The following is a 17,533-nucleotide window of genomic DNA, read 5'->3' as shown; positions in this document are numbered from 1 at the left end:
ATAAGGCTTTTTCCAGCCGAAATAAAATTTGTAGGTTTGGCTTCCGTTTCCAAGATATGATAACCGTTACCGAAGCCGTCCGATTAATTGGAGAAAATATTTTAACCTTACCCATTACTGAAGTTGCTTTAACCGAGGCCAATGGAGCAGTTTTAAGAGAGCCGATTTCGGCCGATCGCGATTTTCCGCCGTTTCATCGGGTGAGTATGGATGGTATTGCTATCCGGTTTGCCAGTTTTCAGACCGGTGAAGATACTTTCCGGATTGAAGGGGTGCAGTTAGCCGGAGCGCCTGCCCAAACCTTACAACAGGCGGATAATTGCCTGGAAGTAATGACCGGTGCCATTTTACCCGGTAACACCGATACGGTAATCCGGTACGAAGATTTAAAAATATTTGAGCGGAATGGCATCCGGTACGCCCATATTTTTGCGGCGCCGAAAGGCCGGATGCAGAATGTTCACCAATGCGGTTCCGACCGCCGCGCTTCCGATTTACTCATCCCAGCCGGTACTTTACTTTCACCCGCCGAAATAGCAGTTATTGCAACCGTGGGTAAAACCACCGTACAGGTTAGCCAGCCTCCCCGTATTGCCATCATTTCTACCGGCGACGAACTGGTGGAGGTATCGGAAATGCCGCTGCCGCACCAAATCCGGCAATCGAACAGCTATCTGTTGCAGGCCGCTTTGCAGGAGCAGGGCGTAAAAGCAGAGCGTTTTCACCTGCGCGACGATAAAGCCGCTTTATTCGCGGAGCTGAAAACCCTGTTATCTCGTTTTGATGCATTAATACTGAGCGGTGGTGTTTCGAAAGGGAAAGCAGATTTTATTCCGGAAGTTTTAGCAGAATTAGGCGTACAGAAGCTTTTTCATGAGGTGGCGCAACGCCCCGGTAAGCCTTTCTGGTTTGGCCGGGTTCCGGATGGTCCGATAGTATTTGCGTTGCCGGGCAACCCGGTTTCTACATTTGTTTGTTTTTATAAATACGTCCGGCCGTGGGTACGGGCTAGTTTGGGTGCGCCGGCTGCATTAGTACCCAAAGCCATTTTGCAGGAAGAAACTGTTTTTCGGCCCAACCTGACTTATTTTTTGCCGGTGAAAGTTGCCATTGGTACCAGCGGCATGCTTACGGCTAAACCAATCCATATTGGTGGCTCCGGTGATTTTGCCGCACTACTTTCGGCAGATGGTTTTCTGGAATTGCCGCAAAAACAAAGTACGTTTTCAGCGGGCGAAGTTTATTCTTTTTACGGGTTTCGTAACATAATCTGAGGTTGGTGAAACTTGATAACGTTTAACCAACACCAGCCTCATCTGTTATTACTAATTTGCTTAAGCCTTTTTTGGTGTCATCGGGAATTAGAACCTCAAAATATTTGACATTTCTCATGCTCTGATAATGGCAGCCGGGACATGAATGATAATATTATATTCACCAGACGAAGCTATTACTTCTGCCATTTTTCCGACCAGCTGCGGTATGTAGAATTTATTGCCTGTTCACTTGTCTTCTATCTTCTATTAGCTGCTGCCACCTGCCTACTTCATAAAGTTAGGAACCGTTTCCTTTCCTACTACTTATAACCAAACTTCCTGGGTAGTAACCACGCTTCAACATCAATTTCTATTTTTGAAATGGTATCTGCTAGGGATATTTTGCCTTCGCATCAATGGTATTTTAAGTAAGCAGCAATTATTAGGTTCTCAATAATTAATTATTAAGACATAAACAATGAGTCCTGGGTAGGTGATTAGGGTGTGATTTAATTTTGACCAGGTATTTAATTTAAGTTATTTTAAGTAGTATATTAAGTTTCTGATAATCAATGCGATTACTTAGGCTTGTTAGCCGCTTAATTCGAATTATACAGCGGTGTATTTTGTTTATTTTATAACCATGGCTTCCTGGTTTTTGCCAGTTCGGAGCGGTTAATCGAATATTCGAAATCAAGAACTAACGCATGATTGCTACTGCTGAAAGTATAAATAATATTGTTGAACCGCGTGCTGCCAAGTTGTGGATGCCTAAACAGGTATTAGTAACCCCAGCAGCCCTGGAAGAACCCTGGGGCCAGCAAATTTATGAACGGGTAAAAAGATTAGGCTTGCCGGTACAGGAACTCAAACAAAACCGGTTGATAAATTTAAGAGGAGAAGATGAGCGGGAAACTTACCGCATTGCTAAAAACACTCTGGCTATTGTTACAGCCCCGGCGAGTGCCCTAAAATTACAACCCATCCCGCCCTCTGCCGATTACCAGTTCCATTTGGCTGAAGGTTGCCCGGCGCACTGCCAGTATTGTTATTTAGCAGGTAGTTTGCAGGGCCCGCCGGTTATCCGCGTTTTCGCCAATTTGCCTACTATCCTAAATAATTTGCCGCATTACAAAAAGCCGGGGCAGGTTACTTCCTTTGAGGCCAGTTGTTATACCGACCCGTTGGGCATTGAGCATTTAACCCGTAGCCTGGCCGAAACTATCCGGTTTTTTGGCGAGCAGAAGGATATGCATTTACGGTGGGTTACCAAGTACAGCCAGGTAGATGGTTTGCTTAACCTCGACCATAAACACCAGGTGCGCCCCCGCTTCAGTTTAAATACCGATTTTGTATCCCGGCGGATGGAAGGGGGTACCGCTTCGTTAGACGACCGGTTAGCGGCCGTGCGCAAAATGGCTCTGCCGCGGGCTTTGGGTGGTGGTGGCTATAAAGTAGGTTTGGTAATTGCGCCCATTATGCCGCTACCCGACTGGGAAGAGCAGTATACCCATTTGCTGGATAAATTAGAACAAACCCTGGATTTTTCCTGTGATATTACCTTTGAGCTAATCAGCCACCGATTTACCCCGGGTTCTAAGGCTATTTTGCAGGAATGGTACCCCAATACCAGCATCGATTTTGACGAAACTAACCGGGTCTTGAAGTTTAATAAATTCGGAGGGAAAAAGTTTGTGTATAAACCCTTAACCATGGCAGCCCTGCGCAGCTTCTTTTACAGCGAACTAAAGCAGCGCTTTCCGCAGGCCCCCATTTTATACTGGACCTAAAATAAAAAAGGAGATGCCATTTAATCTGCATCTCCTTTTTTATTTAATATTTATTCCGGGTTATTCCTGCCGCTTCAATACCAAAGCGGTGCGATTTGTAATGTATAACCGGAGTTTGTTCGATTTGTCTTCGCTGAAAGAAGGATATAAAATATCGTCGGCAATGCGGTTAAAGCCGCCAAACTCCGGACGATCCGAATTTAAAATTATCTGATAAGAACCGGCGGCCGGCACCCAGAGTTTGTAATCCGGAATAGAGTTAGTTGGGCTGAAATTAAAAATAAATATCAGGCCGCCGCGCTCAAATATTACTACTTTATTACTGGTGTCCATGTTTAGCTGCCAGGCAGCCGGCGCCGAAACTACTTTGTATTTCCGGATAACGTGGGTCATGGCCTGATCGAAAGCAGCGAAATATTTATACTTCAAATTTGGGTTATCAACCAAACTCCATTGCCGACGGGCGTACTTGTAGCTCCAGTTATTGCCCTGCCTTGGAAAATCAATCCACTCGGGGTGACCGAACTCGTTGCCCATAAAATTGAGGTAAGCCTCGCCGCCGAGCGAAATAGTAAACAACCGGATTAGTTTGTGTATAGCCAGTCCGCGGTCAATCACCAGGTTCGGATCGTCTACGCTCATGTGGAAGTACATCTCCTTATCCATCAGCCAGAAGGCTAAGGTTTTATCGCCCACCATGGCCTGGTCGTGCGATTCGGCGTAGGCAACCGTTTTTTCTTTGTAGCGCCGATTGGTAAGTACCCCCCACATTTCGTAAATATTCCAGTCTTCGTCGCGCTGGTGTTTCAGCAGTTTTATCCAGTAATCCGGAATACCCATGCCCAGGCGGTAGTCAAAACCAATGCCGCCATCGGCAATGGTACGGCACAAGCCGGGCATCCCGCTCATATCTTCGGCAATGCAGAGTGCGCCTGGTTTTATCTGCTGCACCATGGTGGTGGCCAGTTGTAAATAGGTTATAGCGTGTTTATCTACCCCCGCCCGGAAATAACGGTCGTAATGGTCGAAAGAAACGCCTTCGCCGTGGTGCTGGTACAGCATAGAAGTGACGCCATCGAACCGGAAACCGTCGAAATGAAACTCCTCCAGCCAGTAGCGGATATTGGAAAGCAAAAACTGCCGCACTTCTTTTTTACCGTAGTCGAACACGCGCGAATCCCAGGCCGGGTGATAGCCCTGCGGGCCGGGGTGAAAATACTGGTGGCCGGAACCATCGAAATTTACCAGACCTTCGGCTACGTTTTTAACGGCGTGCGAGTGCACTACATCCATAATAACCGCAATGCCCAGCTTGTGCGCTTCGTTTACCAGTTGCTTTAACTCTTCGGGCGTACCAAACCGCGACGAAACGGCAAAGAAGTTTGAAACGTGGTAGCCAAAAGAACCATAATACGGGTGCTCCATCACGGCCATTAGCTGAATGCAGTTGTAACCGACGGCGTGAATACGGGGCAACACATTCTGGGTAAATTCCAGGAACGTACCAATACCTTCTTTTTCCTGCGCCATGCCCACATGGGCTTCGTATATGATTGGTTCAGTTATAGTAGCGGGGTTAAAGTTTTCGTCCTGCCAGGTAAACGGGGCCATTTGCCAGACTTGTCCGGCAAAATCGTATGTTTCGGGGTTTTGTACCGTCCGCCGGATATAAGGTGGAATACGATCTAAATTGCCGTTAGCCGCTTTTATATGTACTTTCACCAAAGAACCGGACGTAAAAGTATCCTGGTATTCGGCATCGGGCAAAAATATTTCCCAGATGCCCCGTTCATTAACCGAAAGTGGATGCGATTCGCGGTTCCAGTTATTAAAATCGCCGATTAAGAATAAGGCATATGCGGCCGGAGCCCATTCGCGGTACCACCAGCCTTTTTGCTCCGGGTCGTAATTAATACCTAAATATTTATGGGCTTGGGCATAATAATCCAGCGAACCATATTCCTGTTCAATATTTCTTTTAACCTGCTGGTACGTTTGCTGCCGTTCGAGCAAGTCCGGCTCGTAAGGTGTAAGCCAGGGATCGTCCTTAACCAATTGCAGCACCGGTGGTATATTTTTCATAGTTTAATCTATAGTAACAGAACTTGCCTGAATAAACGAATTATTTACGGAACAAGATAGTTTTTTTCCGGACAAGACTGTTGCCGGTAATATAATTTAGGGTTGGTTAGCCCGGAATAATTTGAAAATTCCCCTTTTTATTCTTTATCAGGTACAAGACACATCTATCCAATAGACCAACAGGCAGCTTAGGAACTCCCCACTAACCGCTTTAACATAATTAAAATTAACCAGCAGCCACCCGGGTTTAATGCTAAAACTTCTGCCAAACAGCCGCATAATAGCCTAAAGCGATATTCATCAGCGCCTATATGCGGTATTAATTTTTTTCGGCTTTATACATACTTGTTATTCAGAAGTATTAAATAGTGTTAATGTGATTATCTCAGTCACTTAAAATTAGCAGTATTGGATAGCCTCATTTTAGCAGTATTGGATAGCCTCATTTTTTATTAAATTTTTATTTGGATTAATTCTAAATAGTGTTTTCCTTTGCTGCTGTTTAAAATGATTCTAAATAATAAAGGCCCTCAGAAGATAAATAGTAAACCAACGCAATCCTGTTAAACTATGAGATTAAACTATACTAATTCCCGTGCAACCTTCATTTTTGCTATATTAATTTCCTTCTTTACTATTCTATCTGCCAAATCCCAAACCCTGGCCCTGCTTGAGGGGAACTCCCAAAACGGCAACATAACCGGCGAAGTTAAAACCAACGATAATAGCCCGGTTGGTTTTGTAAGCGTGATGCTAAAAGGTACTACTAAGGGAAGTATTACCACCGAAGACGGTAAATTTCAGATTAGAAATATTAAGGCAGGTACCTATACCTTAATTGCCACTTACGTAGGCTTGGAGGCACAGGAAAAAGAAGTTACCGTACAGGCGGGCCAAACCAGCCAGATTGACCTGGTTTTACCTCACAGCTCTCAGCAGTTGAACGAAGTAGTGGTAACCGAAACCAGAAGCATGAATAAAAAGCCGGTTGCCATTGGTAAAATAGCCATTAACCCGCTGGATATGCCCCAGAGCATGGCCGTGATTGATAATAAAATTATCTCGGAGCAGCAGGCCTCTAAATTAAGTGATGTAATTAAAAACGTAAACGGCGTGGCCCTAGGCACTACCCGCGGTGCAACATCAGAAACCTTTTTTGCCCGGGGTTATAATTTGGGCGCTAATAATATTTTTAAGAACGGGGCCCGTTCTAACTCGGCCGTAATTCCGGAAGCCAGTACTTTAGAAAGAGTAGAAGTATTAAAAGGTAGTGCGGCTTTGCTTTATGGTAACGTAAGCGGTGGTGCGGTAATAAACATGGTTACCAAACAGCCCAAATTTGAATACGGAGGCGAGGTAGCGCTGCGGGCCGGCAGCTTTAATTTATACAAGCCTATTGCCGATGTGTACGGCCCGATTACCCAAAACCTGGCTTTCCGGCTGATTGGAACTTATGAAACCGCCAAGAGTTACCGCAACAGCGTAGAATCGGAACGTTTTTATGTAAACCCTTCTTTGTTGTATAAATTAGGATCTAAAACCGAAATTCTGGTACAAGGCGATTACCTGAAAAATGATCTTACCCCGGATTTTGGTATCGGCACTTTGGCTAGTAAAATACCCATTTCTATTTCGCGCTCCGCCTATTTTAACACGCCATGGGCTTATAATAAAGTAGAGCAGACCACAGCTTCGGTTAATGTAAATCACCAGCTGAACCAAAACTGGAAGTTAAATTTTGTGGGTTCCCGCCAGTTGTTTAACCGCGACTACTTTTCTACGGAACGTATCCAGGCCAATGCACGAGGAGACTGGGGCCGGAACTTAACCCGTTCTAAAATTGCCGAAGATTATTACACCGGGCAGGTAAACTTAACCGGCACGGTTAAAACCGGCAGTATCAGCCACACCCTTTTGGTAGGAACCGACGCCGAAAGCTATTTAAACACCACCCACACCTTTAACCTAAAAACAGCTTACGATAGCATTAACATTCTGGACCCTACTAAATATATTGCCCGCACCGATATGCCGGTCAGCCCGATAAAGTCCCGGACCGAAACGCCGACTTACCGTTTTGGTACTTATATTCAGGATTTAATCAGCCTTTCGAATAAATTTAAAGTACTGGCCGGTTTACGTTGGTCGTACCAGAAATTAGCCGTGGCTAAAATTTACGATGTTACCTCCAATGAAGTAACCAAGAGTACCACCGCTACCACGCGCTACGACCGGGCTTTTTCTCCCCGGGTAGGTTTAGTTTACCAGCCACGCACCAATACCTCGTTTTTTGCCAGTTATTCTAATAATTTTACGCCCAACACCGGTAAAGATGTGTACGAACAAAACCTGGAAGCATCAATTATCGACCAATATGAAGTGGGGGTGAAAAATGATCTCCTGAAAGATAAATTATCGGTAAACCTGACTTTTTATAAAGTAATCAACAACAACCTGGCCCAGCAGGCACAATTTTTAGCCGATGGGACAACTATTAATACAGATGCCAATATTAAAGAATTAACCGGCCAAACTACCAGCGATGGGATAGAAGTAGATGTAAATGGTTCTATTGTGGAAGGATTAAACTTTTTGGCCGGCTACAGCTATAACTTTATGCGTTATACCAAAACTTCCGGTGAAAATGGCAGCTACCTGGAAGGAGAACGGTTGGTTAGTAATCCGGCCCACACCACCAATGCCACTCTGTTTTATACCCTGCCATATACCGCTTTAAAAGGATTGAAAGTAGGTGTATCTGGCTTTTATACCGGCGAACGGAATGCCGGCTGGAATACCGCCCACGTGGTAAAATACGGAAAAGATGGTTCAGTTTCCAGAACCCTGAACTATCGTCTGGTTCCGGTATCTGGCTTTACTACCTTCGATTTATCTTTGGGTTATTCTTATAAACAACTGTCCTTCATCGGTAAGCTGTCGAATATTACCAACGAGCTGAATTATTATGTACACGAAAACTATAGTGTAAACCCAATACCGCCGCGCCAGGTGGTAACCACGCTTTCTTACAAATTTTAAACTATAATAGATAACTAAATAAATTACCTGATTTCCGGCGATGTTCAGGCAGCGCCGGAAATTGATTTTTAAAAACTTTCCAAAAAAAATATTAAATTCTAAACCTGATAACGCATAAATAAGGCACACATGAAAAAGTTTTTCCGGGTTATTCACTTGTATCTGAGCCTGGCTGCGGGGCTGGTAATAGCAGTGGTTTGTTTTACGGGGGCGGTACTGGTGTTCGAAAAAGAACTGCAGGAAGCCTTTAACCCCGATAGGTATTATGTAACCCCCTCCGGAAAGCCTTTGCCACTGGCGCAATTAGTAACAGGTGTACAGCAGGAAGTGCCGACCGGTAAAGTAGCATCCGTTAAAGTTTACACCAATCCGGCCCGTACCGTAGAAGTGGGTTTGATGATGCCGGAGAAACAGGGCGAAGGTGGTGGTGGCCACGGCCCTGAAAAAGCCCAGGCAGACAAAGCTGAAGCCGGTAAAAAAGGGCCTGGCGGTTCGGGTGGAGGCGAAGCTAAGAAAAGCGGTGGTGGCCGGCCCAGCCATACTGCTTTCGTAAACCCGTATACCGGGCATGTGCAGGAGGTCTATACTTACCGCGAAACATTTTTCTACACCATGTTCGCGTTGCACCGGTGGCTGCTGGGCAGCCAGGACGGCATTGGTAAGTTAATTGTAGGCGTATCTACTTTTATATTTCTGTTTATTTTGCTAACCGGTATTATTTTGTGGTGGCCTAAAACCCAAAAAGTATTGGCCCAACGATTAAAAGTTAAGCTAGATGGCGGCTGGAAACGCCTGAACCACGATTTTCATATCGTGCTCGGATTCTATTCGGCTATTTTCCTGTTTATTTTTGCTTTTACCGGTTTAGCCTGGTCTTTTAAGTGGTTTAACGATGGTATTTACAAGGTAACCAACTCGGATATGAAACCAGCCGAGCCGCCGGTTTCAGAATATATAGTAGGTGCTTCGCCGGTAACTTTAGATGCCGTGCTGCAAACCGCTACCCAACACATTCAGAACAGCGATTTTTATAATATTTCGGCGCCTAAAGATTCGGCGGGCATTTATGCCATTAACGTGCACCAGCCGGGCCGGCAGGAATCTGCCACCGATAATTATTACATCGACCAGTATAGCGGACAGGTAATTGGCTCTTTAAAGTTTGATGACAAAAACCTGGGGCAGCGCGTAAGATCTACGTTTAAGCCGGTCCACACCGGGTCTATCTTTGGCCTGCCTTCTAAAATTGTTGCCCTTATTACTTGCTTGCTAGGCGTAACCTTCCCGGTTACCGGGGTAATATTGTGGCTGAACCGATTGAAGAAAAACCGGAAGAAGAAACAAAAATTCAGAGCCCCGATTCGTACTACCACAGCTCGGGTATAATAAAAAAGCCTCCTGTTACTTTAACAGGAGGCTTTTTTATTATACTTGAATATTAAATCAGATAGTCATTATTTCTGATTCTTTCTTGCTAAGCAATTCATCTACTTTTACAATGTAGCTGTCGGTCAGTTTCTGAACTTTCCCTTCGGCATCTTTCACGGCGTCTTCGGCCGCCCCTTCTTTCAGGAGTTTCCGCAGCGAGTCGTTTACATCTTTCCGGATATTACGAACCCGCACTTTACCGCTTTCACCTTCCGATTTAGCCTGCTTTACCAGGTCGCGGCGGCGTTGCTCGGTCAGGGCCGGAATATTCAGGCGCACGCCATCGGCTTCCTGCAACGGCTGAATGCCTAAATCGCTGTTTTTGATAGCTTTGTTAATTTCCCCAACCATATTTTTTTCCCAGGGTTTAATAAAGATGGTGCGGGTGTCGGGGGTGCTAACATTAGCTACCTGCGATAATGGAGTAGGGGTACCGTAGTAATCTACCCGAATATCATTGACCATGGCCGGGGAGGCTTTACCCGCTCTGATTTTACTTAGCTCTGTGCTGGTGTGCTGCAAAGCTTTCTGCATCGATTCTTCGGCTTCGCTCAGATAAAACTGAATTTCTTCTTCCATATTTATTTAGTTGTCCGTTTCTGGTAGTGTGGCGCTAGTTGGCAATAGCTTTAATTACTAATCTGGCGCCAAGTTGTTTTCAAAAAAACAATATTTTATGCTAAAAGAAAAATGACTAAAAATTACATCCTCTGATTCAGGGCGAACCAATATTGTTATTAGCTTAATTACCCTGAGAAGAATTGGTTAAACAGATACCAGCGTACCTACACTTTCGCCGTCGGTTACGCGCCGCAGGTTACCACGTTTGTTCATGTCAAAAACAATTATCGGCAATTCGTTTTCGCGGCATAAGGTAAAGGCCGTCATGTCCATTACGTTCAGGTTTTTCTCGAACACGTCCTGGAAAGTAATATTTTCGTAGCGCACGGCGGTGGGATCTTTTTCCGGATCGGCCGAATAAATACCATCTACGCGGGTACCTTTTAGTACTACATCGGCTTCAATTTCAATGGCGCGCAAGCTGGCAGCCGAATCGGTGGTAAAGTAAGGACTGCCAATGCCGGCGCCAAAAATAACTACCCGGCCCTTTTCTAAGTGACGCATGGCCCGCCGGCGGATGTAAGGTTCGCACACCTGCTGAATATTTATACCTGAGAGCAAACGGGTGTGGATGCCAGATTTTTCCAAAGCGCTTTGCAACGCCATACTGTTTATAACGGTGGCCAGCATTCCCATGTAATCGCCCTGCACACGATCTAAACCCATGTGTTCGGCCTGCGAGCCCCGGTAAATATTGCCGCCCCCAATAACCACGGCTAGTTCTACGCCGCTTTCTACTACTCCTTTAATATCTTCGGCGTACTGCAGGAGCCGGTTGGTGTCGATGCCGTATTGCTGGTCGCCCATTAAGGCTTCACCACTGAGCTTTAAAAGAATCCGTTTGTATTTCACGCTGTTATATTAGTTGTTAGTTTATTCTTTTTTATCCCGACTTGTTTAAACTTTAAATATTCTATTTGGTTTAGTAATGCTTATTGGCAGGTACGTCGGAAGCGCCAATCAGCAATATTTTCCGCTCTTTTTTACTTAAACAGAATTAGCACCTGGTTTTTCTCCACATTGTCGCGCAGGTTAACTTTTATGGCTTTCACCACACCATCGCCCGGCGATTTTAAAATATTCTCCATTTTCATGGCCTCCAGCACCAGCAACGGATCGCCTTTTTTTACTTCCTGTTCTGCTTCTACTTTAATAGCCACAATCAGGCCGGGCATGGGAGCTTTTATTTCGTTTATTTTGTGAACATTGGCCTGCGTCATGCCCATTTTATCGAGCAGCAAATCGAACCGGTCTTTTACCGTGAGGCTGTGTAAATGGCCATTTATTCTGATAACGAAGGTTTTATTCTGGTAATCGGCCTGCACTAATTCGGCGTTGTAAGAAACCGCATCTTTTATAATATGAAAAATGCCGGGCCGGATTACTGTAATATCCCACGCAAAAGGAGTGTTATCTACAAGTATTTCGGATTTATTAAAATCAATCTGCCATTTTTTATCGTTAGCAGTTAAAACCTGTAGCATACCGCGGAATTATTTTCGGGTTTAAAGTTAGCTTAAATCTAAAAGTAATTTTCCAAATTGGCGGCAAATATAAAACTTTCCTTTATGAATTTTAAGCTTTTCGGATTAGTCGGTTACCTGGGTCTGGCCGGGTGGTTTATCAGTTGTCAAACGCCTAAAGCCCCGGCGGCCAGCCTTGCCCCGGTTGCACCACTAGGCGTAGAAACAATGGTAAAGCCCGATACTATACCCGATGGAGCGCCGGTTTGGGCTACTAAGAAAGGCGCTTATAATCCATCGGCCCGCCAGTTGCACGATTTAATTCATACTTCGCTGGAGATCCGGTTCGATTGGCAAAAGCAATTTGCTTACGGCGAGGCCACGCTTACCCTGAAGCCTTATTTTTATCCGCAGCAAACCTTGGTGCTCGATGCCAAGGGTATGGACATTGACCAGGTACAACTGGTTACCGGCCGCAGCAAAAAGAATCTGAAATATACCTACGACAAAGCCCGGCTGAATATTTCGCTGGATAAAACGTATACCCGCACCGATACCTACCAGGTTTATATTAAATATACCGCCAAACCCAACGAACTGGAAGCAAAAGGCAGCGCCGCTATTACCTCCGATAAAGGCTTATATTTTATTAACCCGCTGGGCACCGACCCCAATCGGTCGCGCCAAATCTGGACCCAGGGCGAAACCGAGGCCAACTCTGTCTGGCTGCCCACCATCGATAAGCCCAACCAGCGCATGACCCAGGAAATTTTTATCACGGTCGATACCCGGTATACCACGCTTTCCAATGGACAGTTAATCAGCGCTAAGAAAAATTCGGATAATACCCGCACCGACCACTGGAAACTGGATAAACCCCATGCGCCCTATCTGGCTATGATGGCTGTAGGTGAGTTTGCGGTGGTGCCCGATAAATGGCGCGATAAAGAAGTAAATTATTACGTGGAGCCGGCTTACCGGAATACCGCCAAAGCCGTTTTCGGAAATACGCCCGCCATGCTCGATTTTTTCAGTAAAAAGCTGGGCATGGATTTTCAGTGGAATAAATATGCCCAGATAGTGGTACGCGATTTTGTATCGGGGGCCATGGAAAATACTACGGCTTCGGTGTTTATGGAAGAGCTACAGGTAAACCGCCGGGGCCTGCTGGATGCCAATTGGGATTATATTATTGCCCACGAGTTGTTTCACCAGTGGTTCGGCGATTTAGTAACCCTGGAATCGTGGGCTAATTTGCCGCTGAACGAAGCGTTTGCCAACTACAGCGAATATTTGTGGGAAGAACACAAAAACGGTAAAATGGCGGCTGATGCATCGGGCCTGAAAGAACTGGAGCAATATTTAGCCGAAGCGGAAAACAAGCAGGAACCTTTAATCCGGTACCATTATCAGGATAAAGAAGATATGTTCGACAGCCACTCGTATGCTAAAGGCGGCCGGGTGCTGCACATGCTGCGGAACTACGTGGGCGATGATGCCTTTTTTACGGCGCTGAATCAGTACTTAACCACCCACAAGTTTACGAGCGTGGAAGTAGCCGAATTGCGGATGGCATTTGAAGACGTAACCGGCGAAGATTTAAACTGGTTTTTCGATCAGTGGTTTCTGTCGCCGGGGCACCCGCAATTAAGTGTGCAGCATACGTACCAGAACGGCAAGCTAACAGTAGGCGTGCAGCAATTACAAGACTCGGCCTATACCCCTATTTACCGCCTGCCGCTAAAAGTTTCGGTTTGGAGTAAAAACAAGCGCACCGATTACCCGGTAGACATAAATAAAGCTTACCAAACTTTTACTTTTGATTTGCCAGCTGCGCCGGATCTGGTGTTGTTTGATGGCGAACAGCAATTGCTTGCCCAGGTAACGCACCCGAAAACCGATGCCGAATATATTTATCAGTTTGGTAATACCAAGCAATACGTGCCCCAAAGAGAAGCGCTGCAGCAGTTAAAAGCCAAAGTAAACGACCCGAAAGTAGTGGCTGTTTTTAAGGCAGCGCTGCAACATGAATTCTGGCAAATCCGGAGCGATGCTTTATCGGCTTTAGAAAAATATACTGCTTCTGACAATGTGCTGGTACAACAGGTGCAGCAATTAGCTTTAAAAGACCCTAAAAGTACCGTGCGCGCCGATGCGCTTACCATGCTGGCTACTTTAGAGAAAACTGACAACAGTAGTATTTATAACCAGGCTTTAACCGATAGTTCTTATGCGGTAGTAGCGGCGGCTATAGATGGTTTGGTAGCGGCTAAAGTGGGTAACTTGGTTCCGCGCCTTTCGCCTCTGGAGAAAGAAGATTCCCGGAAAGTAATGCGGGCGCTATCGGGCTATTACGCTTATTTTGGCGGTCCGGAAAAATACGATTGGTACCTGAGTACTTTAGATAAAATGCGGGGCGAAGATATGTTTTTCTTTCTGCAGAATTTTGGCGGCTATCTAATGAAAGTATCGCCGGCCGAACAAAAGAAAGCGATTGCTAAGCTGGAAAATATTGCCCGCCACCACGAAACTTACTACGTGCGGTTAGGCGCTTACCAGGCCCTTACGCTGGCCTCCGACTCACCCGAAATGAAAGCCTTGAAGCAGGACATAAAAGCCAAAGAAAAAGACCCGAAGCTGATAGATATTTATGAAAATATTACTTATTAAGTTTTAGATTTAACACCATACCCAATAGGGTGTTGATACTGTTTAGGTTAAACAGCTATATGCTGTAATTAAATAGCTGCTACTCTCCAGGAATATAAGAGCTCTATTTAATAAATTAACACCATTGTTCCAAGCTGGCATATTACCAGAATCCGGCTAAATAATAGCCTAGCACTATAAGCATGTTTATAGTGCTGGGATATTATCCTTTAAATTACAACTTATGTCACCAGAGAAGGCTGGAAGCTGTTTTATTTTTTAGCAGGTACCGTCCAGAAGTAAATGGTAGAGCCATCAACCTCTATTTTTTGGTCTGGTTGCCAATCGCCCATATCAAAAGCGTGCGAAACAATCCGGGAGCCCGGCTTTAGCTGCTTCTGCAAAATAGGACGGAGCTTTAAGTTTACCGATGGCAATAGATACAGTGTTACCACCGATGCTTTGCTAAAATCTGTTTCGAATAAATCGGCTTGTTCAAATTTTACCTTGTCGGTTACTTTAGCAACCTGGGCGTTTTGGTTTGCTTCTTTAATGCGTTCCGGGTTAATATCAATACCGGTGCCGGTGGCTCCATATTGCTTGGCCGCTGTAATTACAATGCGTCCGTCGCCGCAACCCAAATCGTAAACCACATCGTTTTTGGTAACTTTTGCCAGTTTAAGCATTGCGTCAACTACGGTCTGCCGGGTTGGCACGTAAGGCACATCCGGCGTACGGGTGGCAGTTTCCTGAGCCAACGCAAAAGTGGTAACCCAGACAGTAAGGAAAACAATAGAGAGTAATTTGGTTAATGTTTTCATCTTTTTACCATTAATTGTTAAAAACTTGTAAATCCACACATTTAATAAGCTAATTGCAGAAAGCTAATTACTAAATTTATATAAATCAGGTGCCCAGAACAGAATGAGAATCTTTTCCTCTTAGTGGATTTGTAATCTTAACCTTTCTGGTTGGCCAGCGCAGACTTTTCGATTACTGGTAAAGCCAGCAGCAAGAGCAGGCCGGCCATCAATACCCCAATGCCCACCAAGGCGCCTAAACCGGTATAAACCAAACTGGAATATAACAGGTACGCACTGGTCAGGCAGAAAATAAGGGGGGTAAGCGGATATAAAGGTACCCGGAAGGGCCGTTCCCGGTTTGGTTCTTTGCGGCGTAGAACAAAAACAGCAATTCCTACCAGCAAAAAGAAAAACCAGAAAACCGGGGCCGTATAATCAATAATGGTTTCAAATCCTTGGCGGGTGAATAATCCCAGGCCTAATAGCGCCAGCGAAATTAATCCCTGTACCACCAAAGCATTTATCGGTGAATTGGCCTGCGCATTCCATTTGCCAAGCACTCTGAAAACTGAGAAATCTTTACCTAAGGCGTAATTGGTGCGAGCGCCCGTAAAAATAGTGGCGTTTGCCGAGGTCAAAGCCGAAATAGCTACCAAAATTCCGATTAGCACCATGCCTCCTTCACCAAAAGCAACCTGCATTAAATCGCCGGCAACGGCCTCTGATTTTGCCATACCACTTAGCCCCAGCACCTTCAGGTAAGATAAGTTAATAAGCAAATAAATAAGGGTAATAATAACTATACCAAAAATTAAGGCCTTTGCCATGCCCCTACGCCCTGAGCGCAGTTCGGCAGATATATAGGCCGCTTCGTTCCAGCCACCGAAAGTAAGCAGAACAAAAACCATAGCCATTCCTAAAGAGCTGTGGGTTACAGAAGCTTCGGCAACTGTACTGGTAATACTAGCGGTTGGGGTGAAAAGAAAGCCAGCCAGGGTAATCAATAATATCCCCGAAACCTCTACCATAGTTAAAAGCTTTTGCGTGCTGGTCCCAAATCTAACGCCAATAATATTGATACCTGTAAGCGAGATAACCACTAATGCCGCGTAAATAACAGAAGAAAATGCGCCCAAGCTATAAATCTGAGTCAGGTAATCGCCGACAATAAAAGCCAGCAACGCTATAGAGCCGGTTTGTACAACGCTCATGCGGGCCCATGCAAACAGAAAACCCAGCCGCCGGCCGAAGGCTCTGGTTATGTAATGGTAATCGCCACCCGTATTAGGAAAAGTGGTGGTGAGCTCGGCATAACAAAGTGCCCCGATAAGCGAAATAATGCCGCCCACAATCCATACCGCTAAAAACATGGTGGTAGAATTGGTATTGGCAGCTACCAGCGATGGCGTGCGAAAAATACCGGCACCAACAACAATACCAACAATTAAAGAAATAGCATCAGCCATTCTTAGAATTGGTTTAGGTTGGCTTACAAACTTAGCATTAACCTCATCAAAAGCATTTCCCTTTTCCGGGCGAGTTTCTGACATAACTGATCTTTTATCTGAATTTTACCCTATTATACTGGTTCGGCTAATTACAACTGAATTCAAGTAGGTGAGATATTTACTAAAACGCTAGTTAATCAGCTTACGGCGGTTAAAGGAAAATGATGTAAAAAAATATTGATATAATTATAATTATTGCGTAAAAATGGAGCAGCACGCGTAAGTTAAAGTGTAAATTCGAATTAGGTCGTAAAATGGAACAATGATTTACTTAAATATTTGAAGAAAAAGGACAAATAAAATTGGGAAATAGCAGGAGAATAGTTGACTCAATAATATACTGTTAAAAACTTAAGGAATTTATAATTATAGATTTTTTGTAAAAGTAACCTGTTATAAAAGAGCCACATATACCTGTAAACAAAAACAAATAAAGATTTTTTTTACTAAAATATTTGACAAAGAAAAAAAAGCCTCTAATTTTGCAACTCCTTACGAAAGGCAACTGGTAAAACAACGGCGGTTTCGGGGGGTAGTTCTTAAGTTTAGTTTTTACTTTACTTATGTTTGGGGAGATTCCAGAGTGGCCAAATGGGACGGACTGTAACTCCGTTAGAGTAATCTTTCGAAGGTTCGAATCCTTCTCTCCCCACACCAAATAATGAGTGAATGTGTGATTTGTTTAATGTGTGAATATAAAATTCAGGCATTCACAATCCAAACATTCGCTCATTAATTAGTACAAGCGGGAGTAGCTCAGTTGGTAGAGCGACAGCCTTCCAAGCTGTAGGTCGCGGGTTCGAACCTCGTCTCCCGCTCAAGAAAAGTAAGGAGTACTTAGTTAATAGTATCTAGTTTTTTACTAACCACTAATATCTAATTACTAATAACTAA

The 17,533-nt window shown here is 44.7% G+C and carries 11 protein-coding genes and 2 tRNA genes; 7 read left to right on the top strand and 6 right to left on the bottom strand.

Translation table 11 applies throughout. The features are described from left to right. The first annotated feature begins 56 nt into the window (after positions 1-56). Both AAE02nite_RS00665 and AAE02nite_RS00660 read left to right on the top strand, forming a co-directional pair. Complete coding sequence (locus tag AAE02nite_RS00665) at positions 57-1,274, top strand: molybdopterin molybdotransferase MoeA (protein ID WP_146894509.1); 1,218 nt, start codon at positions 57-59, stop codon at positions 1,272-1,274. A gap of 689 nt (positions 1,275-1,963) precedes the next feature. After that, positions 1,964-3,046: an SPL family radical SAM protein gene (locus tag AAE02nite_RS00660; RefSeq protein WP_146894508.1), complete on the top strand. Its 1,083-nt coding sequence runs from the start codon at positions 1,964-1,966 to the stop codon at positions 3,044-3,046. A 60-nt stretch (positions 3,047-3,106) separates the two neighbouring features. Here the strand turns inward: AAE02nite_RS00660 and AAE02nite_RS00655 are convergent, their stop codons facing one another. Next, a complete protein-coding gene (locus AAE02nite_RS00655; protein WP_146894507.1) occupies positions 3,107-5,128 on the bottom strand; it encodes an alpha amylase C-terminal domain-containing protein in 2,022 nt (673 codons plus the stop codon). Positions 5,129-5,698: 570 nt separating this feature from the next. Between AAE02nite_RS00655 and AAE02nite_RS00650 the strand changes: the two genes are divergently transcribed. Further along, on the top strand, positions 5,699-8,167 hold the full coding sequence (locus tag AAE02nite_RS00650) for a TonB-dependent receptor (RefSeq protein ID WP_146894506.1): 2,469 nt from the start codon (positions 5,699-5,701) through the stop codon (positions 8,165-8,167). 129 nt (positions 8,168-8,296) lie between these two features. Continuing rightward, the gene (locus AAE02nite_RS00645; protein ID WP_146894505.1) at positions 8,297-9,553 is read left to right on the top strand and encodes a PepSY-associated TM helix domain-containing protein; all 1,257 of its coding nucleotides are present in this window, start codon (positions 8,297-8,299) and stop codon (positions 9,551-9,553) included. A gap of 57 nt (positions 9,554-9,610) precedes the next feature. On the opposite strand, the gene frr is transcribed toward AAE02nite_RS00645, so the two are convergent. The 3 genes from frr to AAE02nite_RS00630 form a co-directional block, all read right to left on the bottom strand. Further along, complete coding sequence (gene frr, locus AAE02nite_RS00640) at positions 9,611-10,174, bottom strand: ribosome recycling factor (protein ID WP_146894504.1); 564 nt, start codon at positions 10,172-10,174, stop codon at positions 9,611-9,613. Between the two features lie 186 nt (positions 10,175-10,360). Then, positions 10,361-11,068 carry a UMP kinase gene (gene pyrH / locus AAE02nite_RS00635; protein ID WP_146894503.1) on the bottom strand — a complete coding sequence of 236 codons (708 nt, stop codon included), beginning with the start codon at positions 11,066-11,068 and terminating at the stop codon, positions 10,361-10,363. A 131-nt stretch (positions 11,069-11,199) separates the two neighbouring features. Then, positions 11,200-11,700: an acyl-CoA carboxylase biotin carboxyl carrier protein subunit gene (locus AAE02nite_RS00630; RefSeq protein ID WP_146894502.1), complete on the bottom strand. Its 501-nt coding sequence runs from the start codon at positions 11,698-11,700 to the stop codon at positions 11,200-11,202. A gap of 84 nt (positions 11,701-11,784) precedes the next feature. On the opposite strand from AAE02nite_RS00630, the gene AAE02nite_RS00625 reads away from it, so the two are divergent. Continuing rightward, positions 11,785-14,349: a M1 family metallopeptidase gene (locus tag AAE02nite_RS00625; RefSeq protein ID WP_146894501.1), complete on the top strand. Its 2,565-nt coding sequence runs from the start codon at positions 11,785-11,787 to the stop codon at positions 14,347-14,349. A gap of 251 nt (positions 14,350-14,600) precedes the next feature. On the opposite strand, the gene AAE02nite_RS00620 is transcribed toward AAE02nite_RS00625, so the two are convergent. Next, a complete protein-coding gene (locus AAE02nite_RS00620; RefSeq protein WP_146894500.1) occupies positions 14,601-15,149 on the bottom strand; it encodes a methyltransferase domain-containing protein in 549 nt (182 codons plus the stop codon). 137 nt (positions 15,150-15,286) lie between these two features. Beyond that, on the bottom strand, positions 15,287-16,681 hold the full coding sequence (locus tag AAE02nite_RS00615) for an APC family permease (protein WP_146894499.1): 1,395 nt from the start codon (positions 16,679-16,681) through the stop codon (positions 15,287-15,289). A gap of 527 nt (positions 16,682-17,208) precedes the next feature. On the opposite strand from AAE02nite_RS00615, the gene AAE02nite_RS00610 reads away from it, so the two are divergent. Then, a tRNA-Tyr gene (locus tag AAE02nite_RS00610) sits at positions 17,209-17,291 on the top strand. Positions 17,292-17,384: 93 nt separating this feature from the next. Further along, a tRNA-Gly gene (locus AAE02nite_RS00605) sits at positions 17,385-17,457 on the top strand. Positions 17,458-17,533: the final 76 nt, after the last annotated feature.

The sequence above is a fragment of the Adhaeribacter aerolatus genome, assembly GCF_007991635.1.
In the GTDB taxonomy this organism is placed as follows: domain Bacteria; phylum Bacteroidota; class Bacteroidia; order Cytophagales; family Hymenobacteraceae; genus Adhaeribacter; species Adhaeribacter aerolatus.
The sequence above is the reverse complement of the archived record's forward strand: the minus strand, read 5'-3'. Positions and strand labels throughout refer to the sequence as shown.

Excerpts from the sequence above, each read along its gene's own strand:
- AAE02nite_RS00660 (WP_146894508.1), top strand. The coding sequence starts at position 1,964 with ATGATTGCTACTGCTGAAAGTATAAATAATATTGTTGAACCGCGTGCT.
- AAE02nite_RS00645 (WP_146894505.1), top strand. The coding sequence starts at position 8,297 with ATGAAAAAGTTTTTCCGGGTTATTCACTTGTATCTGAGCCTGGCTGCG.
- AAE02nite_RS00625 (WP_146894501.1), top strand. The coding sequence starts at position 11,785 with ATGAATTTTAAGCTTTTCGGATTAGTCGGTTACCTGGGTCTGGCCGGG.
- AAE02nite_RS00630 (WP_146894502.1), bottom strand. The coding sequence starts at position 11,700 with ATGCTACAGGTTTTAACTGCTAACGATAAAAAATGGCAGATTGATTTT.
- AAE02nite_RS00620 (WP_146894500.1), bottom strand. The coding sequence starts at position 15,149 with ATGAAAACATTAACCAAATTACTCTCTATTGTTTTCCTTACTGTCTGG.
- AAE02nite_RS00665 (WP_146894509.1), top strand. The coding sequence starts at position 57 with ATGATAACCGTTACCGAAGCCGTCCGATTAATTGGAGAAAATATTTTA.
- frr (WP_146894504.1), bottom strand. The coding sequence starts at position 10,174 with ATGGAAGAAGAAATTCAGTTTTATCTGAGCGAAGCCGAAGAATCGATG.
- AAE02nite_RS00655 (WP_146894507.1), bottom strand. The coding sequence starts at position 5,128 with ATGAAAAATATACCACCGGTGCTGCAATTGGTTAAGGACGATCCCTGG.
- AAE02nite_RS00650 (WP_146894506.1), top strand. The coding sequence starts at position 5,699 with ATGAGATTAAACTATACTAATTCCCGTGCAACCTTCATTTTTGCTATA.
- AAE02nite_RS00615 (WP_146894499.1), bottom strand. The coding sequence starts at position 16,681 with ATGTCAGAAACTCGCCCGGAAAAGGGAAATGCTTTTGATGAGGTTAAT.